Source organism: Pseudomonas palmensis, from assembly GCF_017848315.1.
Taxonomy (GTDB): domain Bacteria; phylum Pseudomonadota; class Gammaproteobacteria; order Pseudomonadales; family Pseudomonadaceae; genus Aquipseudomonas; species Aquipseudomonas palmensis.
The window spans coordinates 42058-62443 of sequence record NZ_JAFKEC010000015.1; the positions used below are offsets into that span (position 1 = coordinate 42058).

The window sequence follows — 20386 nt, forward strand, 5'->3', positions numbered from 1 at the left end:
CTGGGACCTGGCGCCTGGCACGGTAGAAGGCAGCGCGCCGACCAGGGCCACGGAAACCTCGGTCGGCAACCTTCAAGGCCGGGTGGGCGGTGGCTCCGGTGCCCTGACCTACAGCCTGGAAGGCAGCGCCATCGGTAACTACGGGCAGATTCAGATCAACGCCGACGGCAGCTACAAGTACACCCTGACCTCGGCGCCGCATATCGGCAACGGCAACGACGGCGCCAACGTCGTGAGCACCGAGACCTTCACCTACAAGGCCACCGATGCGCTGGGCAACAGCGTTACCAGCACCATCGTGATCCATATCGTCGACGACATGCCCATCGCCGAATCGGACAGTGCCACGGTGATGGAAGGCGGTACGGTCACCGGCAACGTGCTGCTCAACGACATCCTGGGTGCAGACGGCGCAGCCCAGGGCGGTGCGGTGGTGGGTGTACGGGCAGGCTCCGATACCTCGACCTCGGCCATCGGTTCGCTGGGCGTGAGCATCGCCGGCACCTATGGCACGCTGATCCTGAACGCCAATGGCGAGGCGATCTACAAGGCCGACCCCAACTCGGTAGCGCCAACCGGCGCCAAGGACGTGTTCACCTACACCATCCGCGATGCGGACGGTGACGAAAGCACCACGACCATCACCATCAACGTCACCGACAGCAAGCTCGTCGCTTGCCCGGACGATGACATCAAGGTGTACGAGCGCGGGCTGGACCTGATGCAGGACGCTTGGGACCTGGCGCCTGGCACGGTAGAAGGCAGCGCGCCGACCAGGGCCACGGAAACCTCGGTCGGCAACCTTCAAGGCCGGGTGGGCGGTGGCTCCGGTGCCCTGACCTACAGCCTGGAAGGCAGCGCCATCGGTAACTACGGGCAGATTCAGATCAACGCCGACGGCAGCTACAAGTACACCCTGACCTCGGCGCCGCATATCGGCAACGGCAACGACGGCGCCAACGTCGTGAGCACCGAGACCTTCACCTACAAAGCCACCGATGCGCTGGGCAACAGCGTTACCAGCACCATCGTGATCCATATCGTCGACGACATGCCCATCGCCGAATCGGACAGTGCCACGGTGATGGAAGGCGGTACGGTCACCGGCAACGTGCTGCTCAACGACATCCTGGGTGCAGACGGTGCAGCCCAGGGTGGTGCGGTGGTGGGTGTGCGGGCAGGCGCCGACACCTCGACCTCGGCCATCGGCTCGCTGGGCGTGAGCATCGCCGGCACCTATGGCACGCTGATCCTGAATGCCAATGGCGAGGCGATCTACAAGGCCGACCCCAACTCGGTAGCGCCAACCGGCGCCAAGGACGTGTTCACCTACACCATCCGCGATGCGGACGGCGATGAAAGCACCACGACCATCACCATCAATGTCACCGACAGCAAGCTGGTGGCCTGCGCCGATACCGAGGTGAAAGTCTACGAAAAAGCGCTGGACCTGACCCAGGACCCGCAGGACCTGGCCCCGGGCACGGTGGTGGGCAGCAACCCTACCTCGCCTGGCGAGACGGGTACCGGCACCCTGGTCGGCTCGGTCACGGGCGGTTCCGGCGCGCTCACCTACACGCTGGTGGGCAGCACTACAGGTGCCTATGGGCAGATTCAGCTCAATGCCGACGGCAGCTACAAGTACACCCTGACCTCGGCGCCGCACATCGGCAACGGCGACGACGGGGCGAATATCGTCACGTCCGAGACCTTTACCTACAAGGCGACCGACCAACTGGGCAACAGCGTCACCAGCACCATCGTGATCAAGATCGTGGATGACGTGCCAAGGGCGGAGTCCGACAGCACCACGGTGGTGGAGGGCGGTACGGTCACCGGCAATGTGCTGGATAACGACACATTGGGGGCAGACGGCCCGGCCCAGGGCGGTGCGGTGGTGGGTGTACGGGCGGGCGCCGACACCTCGACCTCGGCCATCGGTTCGCTGGGCGTGGGCATCGCCGGCACCTATGGCACCCTCATCCTGCATGCCAACGGCGAGGCCGAGTACAAGGCCAACCCCAATGCGGTGACGCAGGACGGTGCCCAGGACACCTTCACCTACACCATTCGTGACGCGGACGGCGACGAAAGCACCACCACCATCACCATCAATGTCACCGACAGCAAGATCGTCGCCTGCACTAACAACGAGGTCACGGTGTACGAGAAGGCCCTGGACCTTAGTCAGGATCCGAACGACCTCGCCCCCGGCACTGTGACCGGCAGCGACCCCGGCTCAGCGGGTGAAACCGCGACCGGCAGCCTGGTGGGCTCGGTCAGCGGAGCCAGCGGCGCGATCACCTATACGCTGGTGGGCAGCAGCACGGGCGCCTATGGGCAGATTCAGCTCAACGCCGACGGCAGCTTCAAGTACACCCTTACGTCCGCACCCAAAACCGCAGGCGGGCTCAACGACGGCCCCAACGTGGTCACCAGCGAGACCTTCGTCTACAAGGCCACCGATGCGGCCGGCAATTCGACCACCAGCAACATCGTGATCAATATCGTCGATGACGTGCCCACAACGGCTGACGCCGTGCGCTCGACCACGCCGGGGCAGGTGGACACCAACGTCATGCTGATCATCGATGTGTCCGGCAGCATGGCCGACAATTCCGGGGTGCGCGGCCTGTCGCGCCTGGAGCTGGCCAAGGAGGCCATCGGCGCACTGCTGGACAAGTACGACGACATGGGCGATGTGAAGGTGCAGGTCGTCACGTTCTCCACCGGTGCCAGTGATCGCACCGACGTGTGGGTGACGGTGGCCGAGGCCAAGGCCCTGATCAAGGACCTGACCCCGGGTGGCTCGACCTATTACGACTCGGCAGTCAACGTGGCGCAGACGGCCTACCAGACGCCGGGCAAGCTGGAGGGCGCGCAGAGCGTCAGCTACTTCTTCTCGGACGGTGCGCCGACCTCGGGGCATGCCCTGACCGAAACGCGCACCGGCAACTGGGAGAACTTCCTGGGCGACAACGGCATCAAGTCGTATGCGATCGGGCTGGGCAGCGGCGTCAACACCGGCAATCTCAACCCGGCTGCCTATGACGGCAGTACCCACACCAATACCAACTCGGTGGTGGTCACCGACCTGGCGCAACTGGACAACGTGCTGTCGGGCACCGTGCAGGGCGCGCCGATCACCGGCAGCCTGATGAGCGGTGGCGACTTCGGTGCCGATGGTGGCTTCATCAAGTCGCTGTTGATCGACGGCACCACCTACACCTTCGACCCCAAAGGCAACGCCAACCAGCCCAGCTATGCAGCCAGTGGCGGCGCAGACCGCGGCACCTTCGACGCGAACACCCACAGCATCACGGTCAAGACCGCGCTGGGCGGGACGCTGGTGGTGGACATGGACAACGGCCAGTTCACCTATACGCCGCCCAAGGACAGCGGCAGCAATCAGGTGGAGACCATCCGCTTCGTGGCCAGCGACAACGACGGCGACCTGAGCGGTGCCAACCTGGTGATCAACGTCAACACCAATGCTGCGCCGGTGGCCGGTGCCGATCATGTCATCACCAATATCCTTGCGCCGAGCATCAGCGTGCCGGCCGCCGCCTTGCTGGCCAACGACAGCGACGCCAACCACGATCGCCTGAGTGCGGCGCCGATCACCTTCAACACCGGCTGGACCAAGGGGGCGGATTTCACGGCCGGCAACGGCAAGACGGTCATCACCTTCACCGGCCAGGACGACACGCTGGCCAATCAGGAGCGGGTTCTGGCGCGCAGTGCCTTTACCGGCGCAGCCGGGTCGATGACCGCGGCGCTGGTGGTCAGTGGCTACCTGGGGGCGGTGAGTGCTGCCAATGGCAATGACGAAGACGTGATCAAGGTAAGCCTGCGCGAGGGCGAAACCCTGACCCTGGACCACAACCGCACCGCTGATCGCAACTTGCTGATGCAGTGGAAGGATGAGGGCGGCACCTACCACACCATCGCCGATGGCGGCAGTTTCACCGCCAGCCATGATGGGGTGTACAGCATCCATCTGGTCAACCAGGTCAATGACGACGGCGGCAAGGGCGCAGAAAGCTACCAGCTGAACATGTCGATCAACTACGCCGGGGCGCATGACTACACGCCCACCTACAACGGCACCTATACCGTCAGCGACGGCCATGGCGGCAGCGCCACGGGGGCGGTGGACATCACCTACCAGGCCGGCAGTACCCTGGAAGGCACCAGCCACGACGACGTGCTGCTGGCCGGGAGCGGTGATGACGTTCTCAATGGCGGTGCAGGCAACGACGTGCTGATTGGCGGCGATGGCAACGACAAGCTCTACGGGGGGGATGGCAACGACCTGTTGATCGGCGGCAACGGCAACGATCTGCTCGACGGTGGCGCTGGCAACGACACCGCCAGCTACGCCGGGGCGAGCGCTGGGGTGACGGTGAGCCTGGCGCTGACCGGTGAGCAGAACACGATCGGCGCCGGGCTCGACAAGCTGGTGTCGATCGAGAACCTGATCGGCTCCGACCACGACGACAAGCTGACCGGCGACGACAACGCCAACACGCTGATCGGCGGCCTTGGCAACGACATCCTGATCGGGGGCGGTGGTGACGATCTGCTGATCGGCGGGCCGGGCAACAATACCCTGACCGGTGGCGCGGGCAGCGATACCTTCCTGTGGCAACAGGGCAATACTGGCCACGACAAGGTGACCGACTTTACCCCGGGTACCGATCGGCTGGACCTCTCGCAATTGCTGCAGGGCGAGAACGCGACGTCGGCGTCGCTGGACGATTACCTGCACTTCACTGTGACGGGCACGGGCAACGGCGTGATATCGACCATCCAGGTGAGTGCGGTGGCCGGCGCGGCGCCGACCCAGACCATCGAACTGGCCGGCGTGGACCTTGCCCATCACTATGGGGTGACGGCGGGCGCGGGTGGGGTCATCTCGGCGGGCGCGGATACAGCCACGGTGATCAACGGGATGCTCAATGATCATTCGTTGAAGGTGGATACGGTGTGACATGAGGCGTAGATGGCGCAGCTGACCTGCCGCTGCCATCGCGGGCCAAGCCCGCTCCCACAGGAGCAATGAAGTAGCTGTGGGAGCGGGCTTGGCCCGCGATGGGGTGGGCGCGTGGTTGCGCCTAGGTACGCTTGCGCAAGGTCTTCTGCCGCGCGATGTACACGGTCACCAGTACCGCACTGGTGAGCATGAACCCGCGTGCCCACGGCAAGGGCACCAGGTAGCACGAAAAACCTATGCTCAGCCACATCAGCCCGATGGCGTATACCTTGGCCTTGAGCGGAATGCCCTCACCGCCCAGGTAGTCGCGAATCCACGGCCCAAGCCGCGGGTGATTGACCAGCCATGCGTGAAAGCGGGGCGAGCTGCGCGCAAAGCAGGCTGCCGCCAATAACAGAAAAGGGGTGGTCGGCAGCACCGGGAGGAAGATGCCGATCACCCCCAGCGCGACGCTGAGCCAGCCGATGGCCAGCAGCAGGTAGCGCATGGATGCAGACTCAGTGGTGGCGAGGCTTGAGCAGCGCAGGTTTCTCGTCCGGGGCATGGCACAGCAGGTACAAGGCCGTCAGCGCCTCGGGGATCTGCACGATCATGTCGTCCATCAGGTTGGCGTCGCTGGCGATGTCGGCGAACTCGGCCTCTTCGTCGAACAGGCCGGAACCGACCATGATCGGCAGCAGCATTTCGCTGACCTCTTCCTCGGCGCTTTCGAACCAGGCCGCTTCACGCAGGAACACCCCTTCCATGAAGCCGATGCACCAGCCGCGCAGCTCGGAGTCGTCCGGCTCGTCGCCAAGGTCCAGGTCGCACGGCAGCTCGAACTCCTCATCGCTGGCCAGTTGGCGGGCGATGTGATCCTTGAGCTTGATCAGTGTGCTTTCGATTTCTTCGCGCTGGGCCTCGTCCTTGTAGTGCGGCGGCTCGGCGAACAGGGCGTCGATCCATTCACGCTCGGGAACGGCTTCGGAGCAGATCGACAGCGCGGTCAGGTAGCCGTGTGCGGCAACGTAGTCCAGCGCTTCTTCGTGCAGCTCGTCAGCGTCGAGGAAGGCTTGCAGGCGGGTTAATTGCTCAGCGAAGGACATTACAGGGCTACCTTGGGAATAAACGATGCTGGAATTCTAGCATCTTGCGGCGCCTGCGAGGCAAAGGATGACGCCTATCGCAGAGCCCCCTGCACGGGCGCCGTGTCCGGTATAATGCCCGGCTTTTGCGCCCGGTCACGCCAGCATGCGGCCCCGGCAAAAGCCGCTTACGCAATTTCAGGTGTGGCGGGGAAGCTTTTCATCCAGCCTGTGGCCAGGATGGTTCTGCGATTTATGGAGTTTTTATGCTCGAACAGGCTCAGCGCGTCCTCAAGGACATCTTCGGCTACGACAGCTTTCGCGGGCGCCAGGGGGCGATCATCGAATGCGTGGCCAAGGGCGGCGATGCGCTGGTACTGATGCCCACCGGCGGCGGCAAGTCGCTGTGCTTCCAGGTTCCGGGGCTGCTGCGCGAAGGCCTGGCAGTGGTGGTGTCGCCGTTGATCGCGCTGATGGACGACCAGGTGGCGACCCTCGACGAGCTGGGTGTCGCCGCGGCTTCGCTGAACTCCACGATGAGCGCCGACCAGCAGCGCGAACTGGCCATGCGCATTCGTCGCGGCGAGCTCAAGATGCTGTACCTGGCCCCGGAACGCCTGGTGCAGCCACGCATGCTGGATTTTCTGCGCAGCCTGGACATCGCGCTGTTCGCCATCGACGAGGCGCACTGCGTGTCGCAATGGGGCCATGACTTCCGCCCTGAATACCTGCAACTGGGGCAACTGGCCGAACTCTTCCCCAACGTGCCGCGCATTGCCCTGACCGCCACCGCGGACATGCGTACCCGCGAAGAGATCGTCACCCGCCTGCACCTGCAGAACGCCGAGCGCTTTCTGTCGAGTTTCGACCGGCCGAACATCTTCTATCGCATCGTGCCCAAGGAACAGCCGCGCAAACAGTTGCTGGCGTTCCTCAACGAGCGGCGCGGCAACGCCGGCATCGTCTATTGCCTGTCGCGCAAGAAGGTCGACGATGTGGCCGCGTTTTTGTGCGAGCAGGGGTTCCCGGCGCTGCCCTATCACGCCGGCCTGCCTGCCGAGACCCGCGCCAGCAATCAGCGCCGCTTCCTCAACGAGGAAGGCCTGATCATGGTCGCGACCATCGCCTTCGGCATGGGCATCGACAAGCCCAACGTGCGTTTCGTGGCCCACCTGGACCTGCCCAAGTCGCTGGAAGCCTACTACCAGGAAACCGGTCGCGCCGGCCGTGACGGCCTGCCCGCCGATGCCTGGATGGCCTACGGCCTGCAGGACATGGTGATGCTCAAGCAGATGCTGCAGAACTCCGAAGGTGACGAGCGTCACAAACGGGTCGAGCAGCACAAGCTCGATGCCATGCTGGCACTGTGCGAAGAGACCCGCTGCCGTCGCCAGACCCTGCTCAACTATTTCGACGAAGAACTGCCCCAGCCCTGCGGGCACTGCGACAACTGCGTCGACGGCGTGCAGACCTGGGACGCCACCGAGCCTGCGCGCCAGGCGCTGTCGGCCATCTACCGTACTGGCCAGCGCTACGGCGTGGGCCATCTGGTGGACGTGCTGCTGGGCAAGGACAACGAGAAGATCCGCAGCTTCGGGCACGAGAAGCTTGCCGTGTATGGCGTGGGCAAGGCTCGCGCAGAAGGCGAGTGGCGTTCGCTGTTCCGCCAGCTGGTGGCGCGTGGCCTGGCCGATATCGACCTGGAAGGCTATGGCGGGCTGCGCCTGTCCGATACGTGCCGGCCCTTGCTGCGTGGCGAAGTCACCCTTGAGCTGCGCCGCGACCTCAAGCCGCAGACCAGCAGCAAGAGCAGCAGCTCGGGCAGCCCGGCCAGCCAGCTGGTGCGCGGCGAGGAACGCGAACAGTGGGACGCCTTGCGCGCCTTGCGGCGCAAGCTGGCCGAGGAGCATGGCGTGCCGCCGTATGTCATCTTCCCCGACTCGACCCTGCTGGAGATGCTGCGCAGTCAGCCCGGCAGCCTCAGCGAGATGGCCCAGGTCAGTGGCGTGGGGGCACGCAAGCTGGAGCGCTACGGCCAGGCCTTCCTCGAGGTGCTGGGCGGCGCTGCAGAGGCCCCGGCCCCGGTCGCCGACCTGCGCCACGAGCTGATCAGCCTGGCCCGCGCGGGCATGACTCCGCTGCAGATCGCCGGCCAGCTGCAATGCAGTGAAAAGAATGTTTACAGCCTGCTGGCCGAGGCCATCGGTCGCCAACAGCTGTCACTGGAACAGGCGCTGGACCTGCCCGAGGACCTGATGGGCGAGATCCAGGACGCGTTCCTCGACGGCGAAGGCGAGTTGCCGCCGGTGTCGGCGATCATCGAGCAGTTTGGCGGACGCGTGCCTGAGGGCGTGCTGTATTGCGTGCGCGCCGCACTGGCGGCCGAGTTCGAGATGTAGAAAGGTTGTTTGTCATCATTTATGACGATTATGCAGCGCCTGCCGACGGCATGAGCCTTGCCTAAGGCCCAAGGGCATGATTAGCTGCCTATTAATTAGTTCTGATGATGAGTTTCCTATGCCGTTGACCGATCACCACCGTTTCGGGATGCAGTTGGCCCATATGTCCCGGGGTTGGCGCGCCGAGCTGGACCGCCGCCTGGCCGGGCTCAACCTGTCGCAGGCGCGCTGGCTGGTGCTGCTGCACCTGGCGCGCTTCGACGAGGCCCCCACCCAGCGTGAACTGGCGCAGAGCGTGGGGGTTGAAGGGCCGACCCTGGCCCGTCTGCTCGACAGCCTCGAGGCCCAGGGCCTGGTCAAGCGCCAGGCCGTGCTGGAGGACCGGCGCGCCAAGAAGATCGTGTTGTGCCCGCCCGCCAAGCCGTTGATCGACCAGATCGAGACCATTGCCAACGCCTTGCGCGTCGAGCTGTTCGAAGGCATCGACGAAGAAGAGCTGCGCGTGTGCATGCGGGTGCACGCGCGCATCCTGGGCAACCTGGAGAAGTCCTAGAAGGTCTGCCCCAGGTTGAGGTAGAACGCCTTCTGGTTCTCGGTGTTCATGCCGTAGCTGAAGTTCAGCGGCCCCAGCGGCGTTTCGAAGCCCAGGAAGATGCTCGCGGCGTTGATGTAGCCGCTGTCGAACTCGTTGTCGTTGTTCCAGGCGCGGCCGCGTTCCAGCGAGCCGCCCAGATACAGCGGGAAGTCCAGCGGCAGGTAGGAGCGCGGGGTCAGGCGCCGGTAGTAGACCATGCGCATCAGGCTCAGGTTCTGGCCTGACACCGAGTCCTGGCGAAAGCCCGACAGCTGCCGGGCGCCGCCCATCACGAAGCTCGAGGTGACCACCTCGGCATCATCCAGAGTCCGCGCATAGCGACCGCCGAATACCCAGGTGTTCGGCCCGCTGCTCAGGGCCTTGTCCAGTTTCATGTCCCATTGGCGATAGCGCTGGTCGGAGCCCAGGCCCGGCTCGAACTGGCGCAGGGTCAGGCTGACGTCTTCGCCGCTGTGGGGGAAGTAGACATTGTCCAGGGTGTCGAACGAATACTTGAGGTCATAGAAGCCTTCGTTGAAGTTCACCTTGGGCAGGCCCTGTTCGCCGATGCGTACCTCGGCCTGCCCCCAGGCCTGGCCCACCCCCAGGCGCACTTCGCCGTTGTTGCCGATCTGGCGGCCCAGGTTGAGCCCGAAGCCATAGCGTTCGAGGCGGTACTCGGCGATGGGGTCGTTGTCCAGGGTGGCCTCGATGTTCTGCGAGCCGATGTCCAGGTAGGGCGCCACGAAGTAGCGCGACCCGGTATCCAGCGGCTGGTAGAACTCGCTGTAGAGCTCCTGCTTGTCGCCGATCTGGGCTCGGGTGAGCCACTCGGCGCCCAGGCGGTTGATGCCGTTGACGCGGTAGCTGGCGCCCAGGTTGAAGGCGCTGTCGCCACGCAGGTCATCGGACAGGTTCAGCCCCAGCCGCAGATAGTCGGTGCCGCCACGTCGGCCCCGGGCGTTGATCACCAGGGTGTTCTCGTCGCCCTTGTGCACCACGCGGTACTGCACCCGGTCGAAGTAGTCCAGGCCGTACAGGGTGCCCATGTCGGTGCGCAGGCGGTCGAGCTCCAGCGGTTCGCCGATGGGCTGGCGAATGTAGTAGCGGATCACGTCGTCACTGACCTTGGAGTCGTTCTCGACCTTGATGGCGGTGATCACCGGAGTGCGTTGCCCGGCCGAGCGCGCCTCGGCCAGTTGCACCGCCGTGTCGTTGACCCGGCGCAGGCTGGCCAGGCGCGGGTCGAGCAGGCGGGTGGCGCGGTAGCCGGCGTCGATCATGTCCTGGGCCCGGCCGAAGTCGGTGACGCCAAAGCTCGACAGCGGCGGCTGTACCAGGATGTCGTCGCGGTGCAGCGAGGCCAGTTGCTCTTCGGAGTTGCGCCGGGTCATCAGGGTGATCGACTGGTTGAGCACATCGACCACCGTGGCCAACTGCTTGCGATTGCGCAGCGGCGTGCCGATATCGACGACGATCGCCATGTCCACACCCATCTCACGCACGATATCCAGCGGGATGTTGTCGACCATGCCGCCGTCGACCAGCAGGCGGCCGTCCAGCTCGACCGGGGCGAACACCGCCGGGATCGACATGCTGGCGCGGATCACCTGGGGCAGGTGGCCCTTGCGAAACACCACTTTCTCGCCGCTGGCGATATCGGTGGCCACTGCGCGGAACGGGATCGGCAGCTTGTCGAAGTCACGGGTGTCACTGGCGTGGGCCAGCAGGCTTTCGAGCAGCAGCGCGAGGTTCTGCCCCTGGATCACCCCCAACGGCAGGCCCAGGCTGCCGTCGTCGCGAAAGCTCAGGCGCTGTTTGACCAGGAAGTCGCGGTCGTCCTGCTTACGCCTGAAGGGGATGTCCTTGCGCGGCGGTGCATCGGACAACGCCTGCTGCCAGTCGATGGCCAGGGCCAGCTTCTCCAGCTCGTCGATCTTGTAGCCCGAGGCGTACAACCCGCCGATCACCGCGCCCATGCTGGTGCCGGCGATGGCGTCGATCTTCACCCCCTGTTCTTCCAGCGCCTTGAGCACACCGATGTGGGCCAGGCCGCGCGCCGCGCCGCCGGACAGCACCAGGCCGACCTTGGGCCGGGCGGCCTCGGCGGCGCAGAGGGCAAGGGAGGTAAGGGACAGCAACAGGCACAACAGCAGACGACGCATCGCGGCTCTCGGAGCAAAGGCTAAAGGTGGCTAGTATAAGCGCGACCACCTATCAGGAGACCGTTACCCCATGTCCGTATCCAAACCCGAAATTGTCATCACCTATTGCACGCAGTGCCAATGGCTGCTGCGCGCCGCCTGGCTGGCCCAGGAACTGCTGAGCACCTTCAGTGACGACCTGGCCCGGGTGGCCCTGGAACCGGCAACGGGCGGCAACTTTCGCATCACCTGCGATGGCGTGCAGATCTGGGAACGCAAGGCCGATGGCGGTTTCCCCGAGGCCAAGGTGCTCAAGCAGCGGGTCCGCGACCAGATCGACCCGCAGCGCGACCTGGGCCACAACGACCGCGCCTGACTCAGCCGCCGGAGGTGGCGGGTGCGGTGCGTGGTGCGCCGGCGGCCAGACGGCTTGAAATCACGATGGCCAGAATGATCAGCACCCCGCCCATCAGCATGCGCAAGGTGGGCTGCTCGGCGAAGATCACCCAGGCCATGGCGATGCCATAGACCGGCTCCATGGCAAACACCACGGCGGCGGTGCGGGCCTTGATCACCGCCAGGCTGGCCACGAACAGGCTGTGTGCCACGCCGGTGCAGAACACCCCCAGCAGCCCCAGCCACAGCCAGTCCAGCGCGCTCACCGAAGGCAGCAGCGGGCCCGCCACCGGCAGCAGACACAGTGCCACCACGGCGTTCTGGCACAGCGCCGCCTGTACCGCCGGAATGTGCCGGGAGCCTGCACGGTTGAGCAGTGACAGCAGGGCGAACAGCAACCCGGAGAACAACGCCCACAGCAGCCCGCTGGTGGCCTGGCTGGCGAGGTCGAAGTCGGGCGTCACCAGCACCAGGCCGATGCTCACCAGCACTACCAACAAGGCTTCGTTGCGACGGATGCGTTCACGGAACAACAGCCCTTCCAGAATGACCGTGAACGCCGGGAAACTTGCAAAGCCCAGGGTCGCGATGGCCACGCCGGCCACCTTGACCGCGACGAAAAAGCTGACCCAATGGCCGGCCAGCAACATCCCGGCCAATGCCAGCCCGCGCCAGTCCCGTGCCTTCAGGGGTTGCCAGTGTTGTCGGGCAACGCCGACGAAGATGGCCAGGGCCAGCACGGCGAAGGCCGCACGGCCGAACACGATGACCGACGGGCCGGCACTGGCCAGTTTGCCGAACACGCCGGTCAGGCCGAACAACAGCGCGCCTGCATGCAGGGCGCCCAGGGCGGTACGAGGGGTCATGGCGGGCGGTTGCCTTGGATCGGGGTACAGGCCACGCAGTGTACATGCGCCGACGGCCTGTCACAGGACTGCCGCACAACGTTCATGGTCGATTCACTGCCCACAGGCAAGCTCGCACAAACTCTCCCGGAGCCTGCCCATGACCCATGCCGAGCTTGGCAAACCTTCGCGCAAGCAGCGCGTGCGCACGCTGTGGATCTCGGACGTGCACCTTGGCACCCGCGACTGCCAGGCCGAGCATCTGTCGCAGTTTCTCAAGGGCTACCAGGCCGATCGCATCTACCTGGTGGGCGACATCATCGACGGCTGGAAGCTGCGGGGTGGCATGTACTGGCCCCAGGCCCATACCAACGTGATCCGGCGCCTGCTGACCATGAGCAAGCGCGGCACCGAGGTGATCTATGTGACCGGCAACCACGACGAGTTCCTGCGTCGCTACTCCAAGCTGGTGCTGGGCAATATCCAGCTGGTGGACCAGGCCGAGCACCTCACCGTCGACTGCAGGCGGCTACTGGTGATCCATGGCGACCAGTTCGACGTGATAACCCGCTATCACCGCTGGCTGGCCTTCCTGGGTGACTGGGCCTATGAACTGACCCTCACCCTCAACCGCTGGCTCAACCACTGGCGCGCGCGGTATGGCTATGGCTACTGGTCGCTGTCGGCCTACCTCAAGCACAAGGTCAAGACGGCGGTGAGCTTTATCAGCGACTTCGAGGAGGCGATTGCACGCGAATGCGTCAAGCGAGGGTTTCACGGGGTGGTGTGCGGGCACATCCACCACGCCGAAATCCGCAAGGTGGGGGAGGTGGACTACCTCAATTGCGGCGACTGGGTGGAGTCGTGCACTGCCTTGATCGAGCACTGGGACGGCACGATCGAGCTGTACCGCCTGGTCGACGCCCAGGCCCGTGAGGCCCTGCGCCAGGCCCGGGCGGTGGGTGAGCCCAGCCTCTAGGCCACGCGCAGGGGGCGGGCGATGGTCAGAACTGCACCTTGCCGCGCAGCATGTCGCGGTACAGGACAAAATCGCCCAGCAGGCTGTAGAAGGGGTAGGTGAAGGTGGCGGGGCGGTTCTTCTCGAAAAAGAAGTGGCCTGCCCAGGCAAAGCCGTAACCGGCCACCGGGACCGCCAGCAGCAGCCAGCCGTTGGCACTGGCCAGGGCGTAGGCCAGCAGGGCGATCACCAGGCTGGTGCCGACGAAGTGCAGGCGGCGGCAGACAGGGTTGCTATGCTCACCCAGATAATACGGATAGAACTCGGCAAAGCTGTTGAAGCGTGGGGGGCTGTTCACTGCGTCGCTCCCGTATCGGTCGAAGGTGGCGAAACATGCACGGCGTGGAGCCTGAACCGAGTCTAGAATTGTGTCGCAGTATCAGTCAGTGACAATAAGCGCCACTTTAGTATCCTTTGCGTTCACCGCAGGAGCGGTCTTACCCAAAAGAAGCCAGCCATGAGCGAAAGAACCACGTCAGCAAGCTGGGCCTCGGGGATCGTCAAGGCACTTGAATTCGAAGGGCTCGATTGCCCTGCGCTGTTCAAGCAGCTCGGCCTGGACTTCGCCGCGCTGGACGACCCCGACGCACGTTTCACCCAGGACTCCATGACCCGGTTGTGGCAACTGGCCGAAGAGTTGTCGGGCAACCGTGCCATCGGCCTTAACATGGCGCGGGTGGTGCGCCCGGCATCGTTTCACGTGGTCGGCTATGCCTTGATGTCCAGCCGCACCCTGGCCGAGGGGTTCGAGCGCCTGGTGCGTTACCAGCGCATTATCGCGGAGAGTTCCGACCTGAGCTTTCGCCTGGGGCCGGAAGGCTACTCGCTGGTGCTGACCGTGCATGGCGATCACCTGCCGCCCACCCGGCACAGCGCCGAGGCCTCGCTGGCCTGCGCCCTGGCGCTGTGCTGCTGGTTGAGCGGGCGCACCATCCAGCTGCGCCGGGTGCTGGTACAAGGCCCGCAGCCTCAGGATATAGAACCCTACAAGCAGGCGTTTCGTGCCCCGCTGGTGTTTGGCGCGCCCCACGATGCGCTGGTGTTCGAGCGCGCCGACATGGAGGCGCCGTTGCCCACGGCCAACGAGGCCATGGCAATTCTGCACGACCGTTTTGCCGGCGAGTACCTGGCGCGTTTTTCCGAAAGCCGGGTGACCCACCGTGCACGTCAGGTGCTGTGCCGCATGCTGCCCCAGGGCGAACCCAAGCGCGAAATGGTCGCCCAGGCTCTGCACCTGTCGCAGCGCACGCTGCAGCGGCGCCTGCAGGAGGAGGGCACCAGCTTTCAGACCCTGCTCGATGATACCCGTCGCGAACTTGCCGAGCAGTACCTTGCGCAGCCGAACATGACATTGCTGGAGGCTGCCTACCTGCTGGGTTTTGCCGACCCGAGCAACTTCTTCCGGGCTTTCCGGCGCTGGTTCGACCTCACCCCCGGGGAATACCGCACACGCATGGAGCTGGCGCGCAGTGCCGGCCCCGAGGCGTCGGCCCAGGGCGTCAGTGCCGCCAGAACGCCGGCATGCACAGAACCAGCACCGTAATGATTTCCAGGCGGCCCAGCAGCATGCCGCCGGCCAGGATCCACTTGGCGGCGTCGGGCAGGGTGGCGAAGTTGCCCGCCGGGCCGATGGTTTCGCCCAGGCCCGGGCCCACGCCGGATACGGTGCTGGCCGCGCCGGTCAGGGCAGTCATCCAGTCCACGCCCAGCAGCGAAAGCAGCAGCGCGATGATGCAGATGGTGATGGCGAAGAAGAACGAGAAGGTCAGGATCGACCGCACGATCTCTTCGTCGAGGCGGTGACCGTTGTATTTCTGCTTGATCACCGCACGTGGGTGAATCAGCTGGTTGAGGCTGGCCTTGAGCAGGATGTAGGCCACCTGGAAGCGGAAGATCTTGATCCCGCCCGCGGTCGAGCCCGAACAGCCGCCGATGAAACCCAGGTAGAAGAACAGCATCAGCGAAAAGTTGCCCCACAGGCTGTAGTCGCCCAGGGCGAAGCCGGTGGTGGTGACCACCGAGGTCACGTTCAGCGCCACGTGGCGCAAGGCATCGAACCACGGCAGGCTGGTGGTGGCCCAGTACCAGGTACCCAGCACCACCCAGGTGGCCACCAGCAGGCCGAGCAGGCCCTGTACCTGCTGGTCCTTGATCAGTGCCTTGCGATTGCCACGCATCGTGGCCACGTAGAGGGTGAACGGCACACTGCCCAGGATCATCACCACCACCGCCACCCAGTGCACGGCCGGCTGGTCCCACTTGGCCAGCGACTGGTCGGAGGTGGAGAAACCGCCGGTGGAAATCGCCGACATGGCGTGGTTGATTGCATCGAACGGGCTCATGCCGGCCAGCCAGAACCCCAGCCCGCCGATGGTGGTGATGCCCACGTACACCGCCACGATCGACTTGGCGACCATGTGCGAGCGGGGCATGACCTTTTCGGAGCGGTCCGAGGACTCGGTCTGGAACAGGCGCATGCCGCCAATGCGCAGCAGCGGCAGGATCGCCACCGCCATGCCGATGAAGCCGATGCCGCCCAGCCAGTGCAGCAGCGAGCGCCATATCAGGATGCCCGGCGACATGCTGTCCAGGCCACTGAGCACGGTGGCGCCGGTGGCGGTGATGCCCGACATGCTCTCGAAGAAGGCATCGGTGTAGCTGATGTGCTGGGTCAGCAGGAACGGCAGGGCGGCGAAGATGCACACCACCAGCCAACTGCTCACGGTGAGCAGGTACATGTCGCGCGGGCGCAGGTGCACGTGCTCGGGGCGCCCGGGTATGACCAGGGCCAGGCCGGCAATGAAGGTGATCAGGCTGGCCCACAGAAACGACGGCAGGTCGCCGGTGCGCTCGTAGATGACCAGGGTGGCCATGGGCACGGTCATGCTGATCGCCAGGGTAATCAGGAAGATGCCGATAATGAAACCGATGATCCTTAAGGTCGGCAACGCCATGTGATCTGCTCTGGGTTGAAACGGAGGGGCGCCATTCTACCTATGGGCCTCTTTAAGTAAACGGTAGAATAGCCGCACATTTCTCGACAGGGGGTAGCCGATGGAGGCTCTCGACGCATTGCTCAACCGTGTTTCCGTTCCTCGCCTGGTAGAGCCGGCACCTGATGCTGCGCAGCGCGAGTTGCTGTTTCGGGCGGCCTCGCGTGCGCCGGACCATGGCCAATTGCGGCCCTGGCGGTTCCTGACCATCGAAGGCGCGGCCCGCGAGCAATTGGGGGCGCTGCTGGCCGAGGCGGTGAAGGAGCAGGGCGAAGCCACCGAGGCAGCGCTGGAAAAGGCCCATGCCATGCCGCTGCGGGCGCCGTTGCTGATTGTGGTGATCGCGAACGTGCAGGATCACGTCAAGGTGCCCAAGTCCGAGCAGCGGCTGGCGGCCGCGTGTGCGGCGCATGCCATTCTGCTGGCGGCATATGCCCAGGGGATCGGCGCGGTGTGGCGTACCGGCGAGCTGTCCTACAGCCCGCAGGTGGCCAAGGGCCTCGGGTTGGCGGATACCGAAGAGTTGATCGGCTTCCTGTATGTGGGCACGCCGCTTAACCCGCCGCGTACGGCGCCGGTGGTGTCTGTCGAGGCGTTTGTCAGCGCCTGGGAGCAGCCCCGCTAAGCTATACAGGCATCAGATGGCCCTTTCGCTGGCAAAGCCAGCTCCCACAGGTGCGCACTTGCCCTGGAGGACGGTGACATGCCTGTGGGGGCCGGCTTGCCAGCGAAGAAGCCACCACCCGTCTTTATTCAGGCGCTAGCCGGCCCCGCCACCGGCAACTCCAGCGTCGCCACGAACCCGCCCTGCGCATGGTTGCCCAGCACCAGGCTGCCACCATGACGTTCCGCCGCCTTGCGCGCGATCGCCAGGCCCAGGCCATGCCCGGCCGTGGTCTGCCCCGGGGCGCGGAAAAACGGCTCGCCCAACTGCGCCAGGTGCTCGTCGGCCACCCCCGGCCCGTGATCGCGCACCGTCAGCACGATACGCTCGCCTTCACGCTGTGCACTCATCTCGATCGGTTGCCCCGGCGGATTGAAGCGCACGGCATTGCGCAGCAGGTTGTCCAGCGCACGTTCGATCAGTGTCGGCCAGCCCTGCAGGCTCAGCCCTGGCGTGTCGTGCAGCTGGATGTCCTGTTCCGGCGCTGCGAGCTGAGCATCCTTGCGCACGCTGGCCAGCAGCGCATTGAGGTCGACCGGTTCTGCGCTGGCGCTTTCGGCATCCACCCGCGCCAACACCAGGATTTCGCTGATCAACGCCTCGAGGCGGTCGCACTCGCGGGTCAGGCGCGGCCAGTAGGCCTGCTGCTGTGCAGGCTCTGCCCGCTCGGCCAGGGCCAGGGCGATCCGCAGGCGTGCCAGGGGTGAGCGCAGTTCATGGGACACGTCACGCAGCAGTTGGCGCTGGCTGGCAATCAGGCTCTGCAGGCGCGCGCCCATGCGGTTGAAGTCATTGGCCAGCACACCGAACTCGTCGCGCCGGTTGGCCAGGCGTGCCAGGCTGTTCTGCTGGTAGGTGGTCTGCCCCAGGTCATGTACCGCGCCACGCAGGCGACTGAGGGGGCGGGTGATCGACAGGGTTACCAGCAGGCTGAACAGGGTCAGTACCACCAGGGCAATGCCCAATGCACTCAGCGGCCACAGCAGGCTGTCGCGGTGCCAGGCGTCGAGTTCGGGGTGAGGGATGCGGTAGATCAGCAGGTAGGTGTCGCCCGTGCCGGGGCTGGTGTACTCCTCGGTGAGGCGTCGCCAGGGCAGCGGCTCGCCGTTGTGCCGGCGCGCCTCGAAGGCTGCTGCGCGGCGCGGGAACGTGCCTGGCACCACCGCCTCGCCGCTTTCGTTGAGCACCTGCACGTCGATGTTGTAGCGCCGCTTGCGCAGCTCCAGATAACGCTGCGCGGCCTCGGGCCCTTGCTGTTCGTAGCGCGCCGACCAGTTCATGGCCAGGGTATTGAGCCCCGGGTGGCGGCTGAGGATCCAGGCGTCCTGATTGAGCATGTGGCCGAGCAGGATCGACAGCCCGGCAACCAGGGTGATGGCCAGCCAGAAGCTGGCCAGGATGCGCCAGAACAGTGAACGCAAGGGCATTACCTCAAACGAAAGAAGCCCGACCTGCGGGGGCAGGTCGGGCGGGGTGTGGACAGCTTACTGGGCCTTGCTGGCTTTTTCAGCTTTCCAGGCTTTGAACTCGGCCCACTCGGCCTTGCGCTCTGCCTGCTTCTTCTTCATTTCATCGAACTGCTTCTGCTGCTCTGGCTTGAGCATGCCGCGGATCTGGGTGTCGACCTTGTCGTGGCTTGCCTTGAGTTCGTCCTTGAGTGCCTTCTGGTCGGCTGCCGGCAGCTTGGCCAGGTAGCGCTGGGTGATTTCGTGGCGGCTCTTCATCTGCTCGCCCATCAGTTGACGGATCTGCTGGCGCTGCTCGCGGGTCAGGTCCAGCTGGGCGAAAGGCGCTCCACCGCGTTGGTGCTCGGCGCCGTGACGGGGGCCGCCATCGGGCATGGCCATGGCTACGGTTGGCAGGGCGGCAGCGAACATCAGGGCGATAAGGGTCTTGCGCATGGTGACTCTCCTTGTTGAGGCCGGTCGTTACCGGATGTGCCCAGTCTAGGGAGATCAAGGTCAGCGGCGGTCAGGCAAGGGTAAAGCTTGGGTAAAGACGGTGGGCGAGGGTGTTTACACGGTGGGGCGTTGGCGTGCGCCCCTTCGCCAGCAAGGCTGGCGCCTACAGGCTGTAGTAATAGCCGCGGCTGCGCAGGGCGACGATGCGCGGCCTGCCATCGGGATGCGGGCCGATCTTCTTGCGCAGGTTGCTGACGTGCATGTCCAGGCTACGGTCGTACAGGGTCAGCTTGCGGCCCAGGGCGAGCTGCGCCAGTTCCTGTTTGTCCAGCGGCTCACCCGGCTGGCCCAGCAGGGCTTCGAGAATGCGGCTTTCGGAAAGGGTCAGGGTCAGCTCGCGTTCGTCGATGTCGACCACGCCACGGGCGGGGCTGAAGCGCAGGTCGCCCACTTCCATCTGGGTGGGTGTGGCGGCCGGGTGGCTGCGGCGCAGCACGGCGCGCAGCCGCGCGGTGAGCTCGCGGGGGTCGCAGGGCTTGGCCAGGTAGTCGTCGGCGCCCAGTTCTAGGCCCAGGATACGGTCCAGCGGCTCGCCGCGAGCAGACAGCATCAGCACTGGCAGTTCGGCGTGGTCGCTGCGCAATTGCTTGAGCAGTTCCAGGCCGCTGCCGTCGGGCAGCATCACATCCAGCACCACCGCTGCCGGGGCATGCTCGGCCAGGGCCTTGCGGGCGCTCTGGCCATCATGGCAGGCACGCACCTGAAAGCCTTCCTGGGTCAGCCAGCTGCTCAGCAGCTCACACAGTTCCTGGTCATCATCAATCAGTAGCAGCTCGCTCATGTCTCACTCAATTCAACCATTGCCGGCGCCGTCTGTGGCTGCCACTGGCAAAGATACCGCAGAGCACGGCCAACAGGGCAACTCCGGCACCAATCACGAACCATTGCTGCTGATCGGTGAGCAGCTTGGGCAGCGGGTTGGCCTGGTGTTGCTCGAGCTGCTGCTTCAGGCGCTGGTTCTCCTGGCGCAGGCGGGTCAGCTGGGCGCTTTCGCGCTCGTTCTCGGCATTTTTCAGCTGCTGCTTGAGCGCTTCGTGCTGGCGCTCACTTTCCTTGAGGCGTTGCTGCAGCTCGGAGATCTGGCTACCCGCACTCAACGACAAAGGGGTGCTGGCGGAGGCTTCGGCGGCCTTGGCGAGCGGGGTCAGCAGCAACAGGCACAGCAGCATGGACAACGGACCTTGACGCATCGGAACTCCTTGATTCCAATCGGGTGTTGCGTAGGTTGTCGGCAGGTGGACGAGAATGATGAACATTCGAGTGGATTTTAAGGCGTAGCACTACAGGCCCGCTGTAGTGGGCAAAGCCAGGAAGGGGAGCAGCGAGTGTGTG

17 protein-coding genes are annotated in these 20386 nt (G+C 65.0%); 7 read left to right on the forward strand and 10 right to left on the reverse strand.

Annotated elements, in window-relative coordinates:
* Positions 1–4993, forward strand: a 4993-nt coding sequence (locus tag JZZ72_RS11050; protein ID WP_210014463.1) for an Ig-like domain-containing protein, incomplete at its 5' end; no start/stop codon positions are given.
* Positions 4994–5117: 124 nt separating this feature from the next.
* On the opposite strand, the gene JZZ72_RS11055 is transcribed toward JZZ72_RS11050, so the two are convergent.
* Together JZZ72_RS11055 and JZZ72_RS11060 are read right to left on the reverse strand one after the other, a co-directional pair.
* Positions 5118–5540 carry a YbaN family protein gene (locus tag JZZ72_RS11055; RefSeq protein WP_370409172.1) on the reverse strand — a complete coding sequence of 141 codons (423 nt, stop codon included), beginning with the start codon at positions 5538–5540 and terminating at the stop codon, positions 5118–5120.
* Positions 5494–6081, reverse strand: coding sequence for a UPF0149 family protein (locus JZZ72_RS11060; RefSeq protein ID WP_054916593.1), 588 nt, complete (start codon positions 6079–6081; stop codon positions 5494–5496). The genes JZZ72_RS11055 and JZZ72_RS11060 overlap by 47 nt, the downstream gene beginning before the upstream one ends.
* Before the next feature lie 245 nt (positions 6082–6326).
* Between JZZ72_RS11060 and recQ the strand changes: the two genes are divergently transcribed.
* Both recQ and JZZ72_RS11070 read left to right on the forward strand, forming a co-directional pair.
* Positions 6327–8459 carry a DNA helicase RecQ gene (recQ, locus tag JZZ72_RS11065; RefSeq protein WP_043864126.1) on the forward strand — a complete coding sequence of 711 codons (2133 nt, stop codon included), beginning with the start codon at positions 6327–6329 and terminating at the stop codon, positions 8457–8459.
* 118 nt (positions 8460–8577) lie between these two features.
* Entirely contained in the window at positions 8578–9012 is a 435-nt protein-coding gene (locus JZZ72_RS11070) for a MarR family transcriptional regulator (RefSeq protein ID WP_043864125.1), read from the forward strand.
* Here JZZ72_RS11070 and JZZ72_RS11075 read toward each other — a convergent pair.
* Complete coding sequence (locus JZZ72_RS11075) at positions 9009–11198, reverse strand: patatin-like phospholipase family protein (protein ID WP_043864124.1); 2190 nt, start codon at positions 11196–11198, stop codon at positions 9009–9011. The two genes, JZZ72_RS11070 and JZZ72_RS11075, sit on opposite strands and share 4 nt — an antisense overlap.
* 70 nt (positions 11199–11268) lie before the next feature.
* Here JZZ72_RS11075 and JZZ72_RS11080 point away from each other — a divergent pair, with 70 nt between their 5' ends.
* On the forward strand, positions 11269–11553 hold the full coding sequence (locus JZZ72_RS11080) for a SelT/SelW/SelH family protein (RefSeq protein ID WP_054916592.1): 285 nt from the start codon (positions 11269–11271) through the stop codon (positions 11551–11553).
* A 1-nt stretch (position 11554) separates the two neighbouring features.
* Here the strand turns inward: JZZ72_RS11080 and JZZ72_RS11085 are convergent, their stop codons facing one another.
* On the reverse strand, positions 11555–12439 hold the full coding sequence (locus tag JZZ72_RS11085) for a DMT family transporter (protein ID WP_210014464.1): 885 nt from the start codon (positions 12437–12439) through the stop codon (positions 11555–11557).
* A 139-nt stretch (positions 12440–12578) separates the two neighbouring features.
* Between JZZ72_RS11085 and JZZ72_RS11090 the strand changes: the two genes are divergently transcribed.
* Positions 12579–13397 (forward strand): UDP-2,3-diacylglucosamine diphosphatase, encoded by an 819-nt coding sequence (locus JZZ72_RS11090; RefSeq protein ID WP_210014465.1) that lies wholly within the window; start codon positions 12579–12581, stop codon positions 13395–13397.
* 25 nt (positions 13398–13422) lie between these two features.
* Here JZZ72_RS11090 and JZZ72_RS11095 read toward each other — a convergent pair whose 3' ends face one another.
* A complete protein-coding gene (locus JZZ72_RS11095) occupies positions 13423–13734 on the reverse strand; it encodes a DUF962 domain-containing protein (protein WP_043864120.1) in 312 nt (103 codons plus the stop codon).
* A gap of 159 nt (positions 13735–13893) precedes the next feature.
* Between JZZ72_RS11095 and JZZ72_RS11100 the strand changes: the two genes are divergently transcribed.
* Complete coding sequence (locus JZZ72_RS11100) at positions 13894–14979, forward strand: AraC family transcriptional regulator (RefSeq protein WP_043864119.1); 1086 nt, start codon at positions 13894–13896, stop codon at positions 14977–14979.
* On the opposite strand, the gene JZZ72_RS11105 is transcribed toward JZZ72_RS11100, so the two are convergent.
* Positions 14936–16390, reverse strand: coding sequence for a TrkH family potassium uptake protein (locus JZZ72_RS11105; protein WP_043864118.1), 1455 nt, complete (start codon positions 16388–16390; stop codon positions 14936–14938). The two genes, JZZ72_RS11100 and JZZ72_RS11105, sit on opposite strands and share 44 nt — an antisense overlap.
* Positions 16391–16490: 100 nt before the next feature.
* On the opposite strand from JZZ72_RS11105, the gene JZZ72_RS11110 reads away from it, so the two are divergent.
* Positions 16491–17054, forward strand: a complete 564-nt coding sequence (locus JZZ72_RS11110) for a nitroreductase family protein (protein WP_210014466.1) — start codon at positions 16491–16493, stop codon at positions 17052–17054.
* 128 nt (positions 17055–17182) lie between these two features.
* On the opposite strand, the gene JZZ72_RS11115 is transcribed toward JZZ72_RS11110, so the two are convergent.
* The 4 genes from JZZ72_RS11115 to JZZ72_RS11130 all read right to left on the reverse strand — a co-directional run bounded on the left by JZZ72_RS11115 (position 17183) and on the right by JZZ72_RS11130 (position 20244).
* Entirely contained in the window at positions 17183–18520 is a 1338-nt protein-coding gene (locus tag JZZ72_RS11115) for a sensor histidine kinase (RefSeq protein ID WP_043864116.1), read from the reverse strand.
* Positions 18521–18577: 57 nt separating this feature from the next.
* A complete protein-coding gene (locus tag JZZ72_RS11120) occupies positions 18578–18994 on the reverse strand; it encodes a Spy/CpxP family protein refolding chaperone (RefSeq protein WP_043864115.1) in 417 nt (138 codons plus the stop codon).
* Between the two features lie 163 nt (positions 18995–19157).
* Positions 19158–19835 carry a response regulator transcription factor gene (locus JZZ72_RS11125; RefSeq protein WP_043864114.1) on the reverse strand — a complete coding sequence of 226 codons (678 nt, stop codon included), beginning with the start codon at positions 19833–19835 and terminating at the stop codon, positions 19158–19160.
* 7 nt (positions 19836–19842) lie between these two features.
* Positions 19843–20244, reverse strand: a complete 402-nt coding sequence (locus JZZ72_RS11130) for a translation initiation factor 2 (protein ID WP_043864113.1) — start codon at positions 20242–20244, stop codon at positions 19843–19845.
* Positions 20245–20386 lie beyond the last annotated feature (142 nt).

Bases quoted from the DNA above. Each gene is read 5' to 3' on its own strand.
- JZZ72_RS11055 (WP_370409172.1), bottom strand. From the start codon at position 5,540: ATGCCCCGGACGAGAAACCTGCGCTGCTCAAGCCTCGCCACCACTGAG.
- JZZ72_RS11060 (WP_054916593.1), bottom strand. From the start codon at position 6,081: ATGTCCTTCGCTGAGCAATTAACCCGCCTGCAAGCCTTCCTCGACGCT.
- recQ (WP_043864126.1), top strand. From the start codon at position 6,327: ATGCTCGAACAGGCTCAGCGCGTCCTCAAGGACATCTTCGGCTACGAC.
- JZZ72_RS11070 (WP_043864125.1), top strand. From the start codon at position 8,578: ATGCCGTTGACCGATCACCACCGTTTCGGGATGCAGTTGGCCCATATG.
- JZZ72_RS11075 (WP_043864124.1), bottom strand. From the start codon at position 11,198: ATGCGTCGTCTGCTGTTGTGCCTGTTGCTGTCCCTTACCTCCCTTGCC.
- JZZ72_RS11080 (WP_054916592.1), top strand. From the start codon at position 11,269: ATGTCCGTATCCAAACCCGAAATTGTCATCACCTATTGCACGCAGTGC.
- JZZ72_RS11085 (WP_210014464.1), bottom strand. From the start codon at position 12,439: ATGACCCCTCGTACCGCCCTGGGCGCCCTGCATGCAGGCGCGCTGTTG.
- JZZ72_RS11090 (WP_210014465.1), top strand. From the start codon at position 12,579: ATGACCCATGCCGAGCTTGGCAAACCTTCGCGCAAGCAGCGCGTGCGC.
- JZZ72_RS11100 (WP_043864119.1), top strand. From the start codon at position 13,894: ATGAGCGAAAGAACCACGTCAGCAAGCTGGGCCTCGGGGATCGTCAAG.
- JZZ72_RS11105 (WP_043864118.1), bottom strand. From the start codon at position 16,390: ATGGCGTTGCCGACCTTAAGGATCATCGGTTTCATTATCGGCATCTTC.
- JZZ72_RS11110 (WP_210014466.1), top strand. From the start codon at position 16,491: ATGGAGGCTCTCGACGCATTGCTCAACCGTGTTTCCGTTCCTCGCCTG.
- JZZ72_RS11115 (WP_043864116.1), bottom strand. From the start codon at position 18,520: ATGCCCTTGCGTTCACTGTTCTGGCGCATCCTGGCCAGCTTCTGGCTG.
- JZZ72_RS11120 (WP_043864115.1), bottom strand. From the start codon at position 18,994: ATGCGCAAGACCCTTATCGCCCTGATGTTCGCTGCCGCCCTGCCAACC.
- JZZ72_RS11125 (WP_043864114.1), bottom strand. From the start codon at position 19,835: ATGAGCGAGCTGCTACTGATTGATGATGACCAGGAACTGTGTGAGCTG.
- JZZ72_RS11130 (WP_043864113.1), bottom strand. From the start codon at position 20,244: ATGCGTCAAGGTCCGTTGTCCATGCTGCTGTGCCTGTTGCTGCTGACC.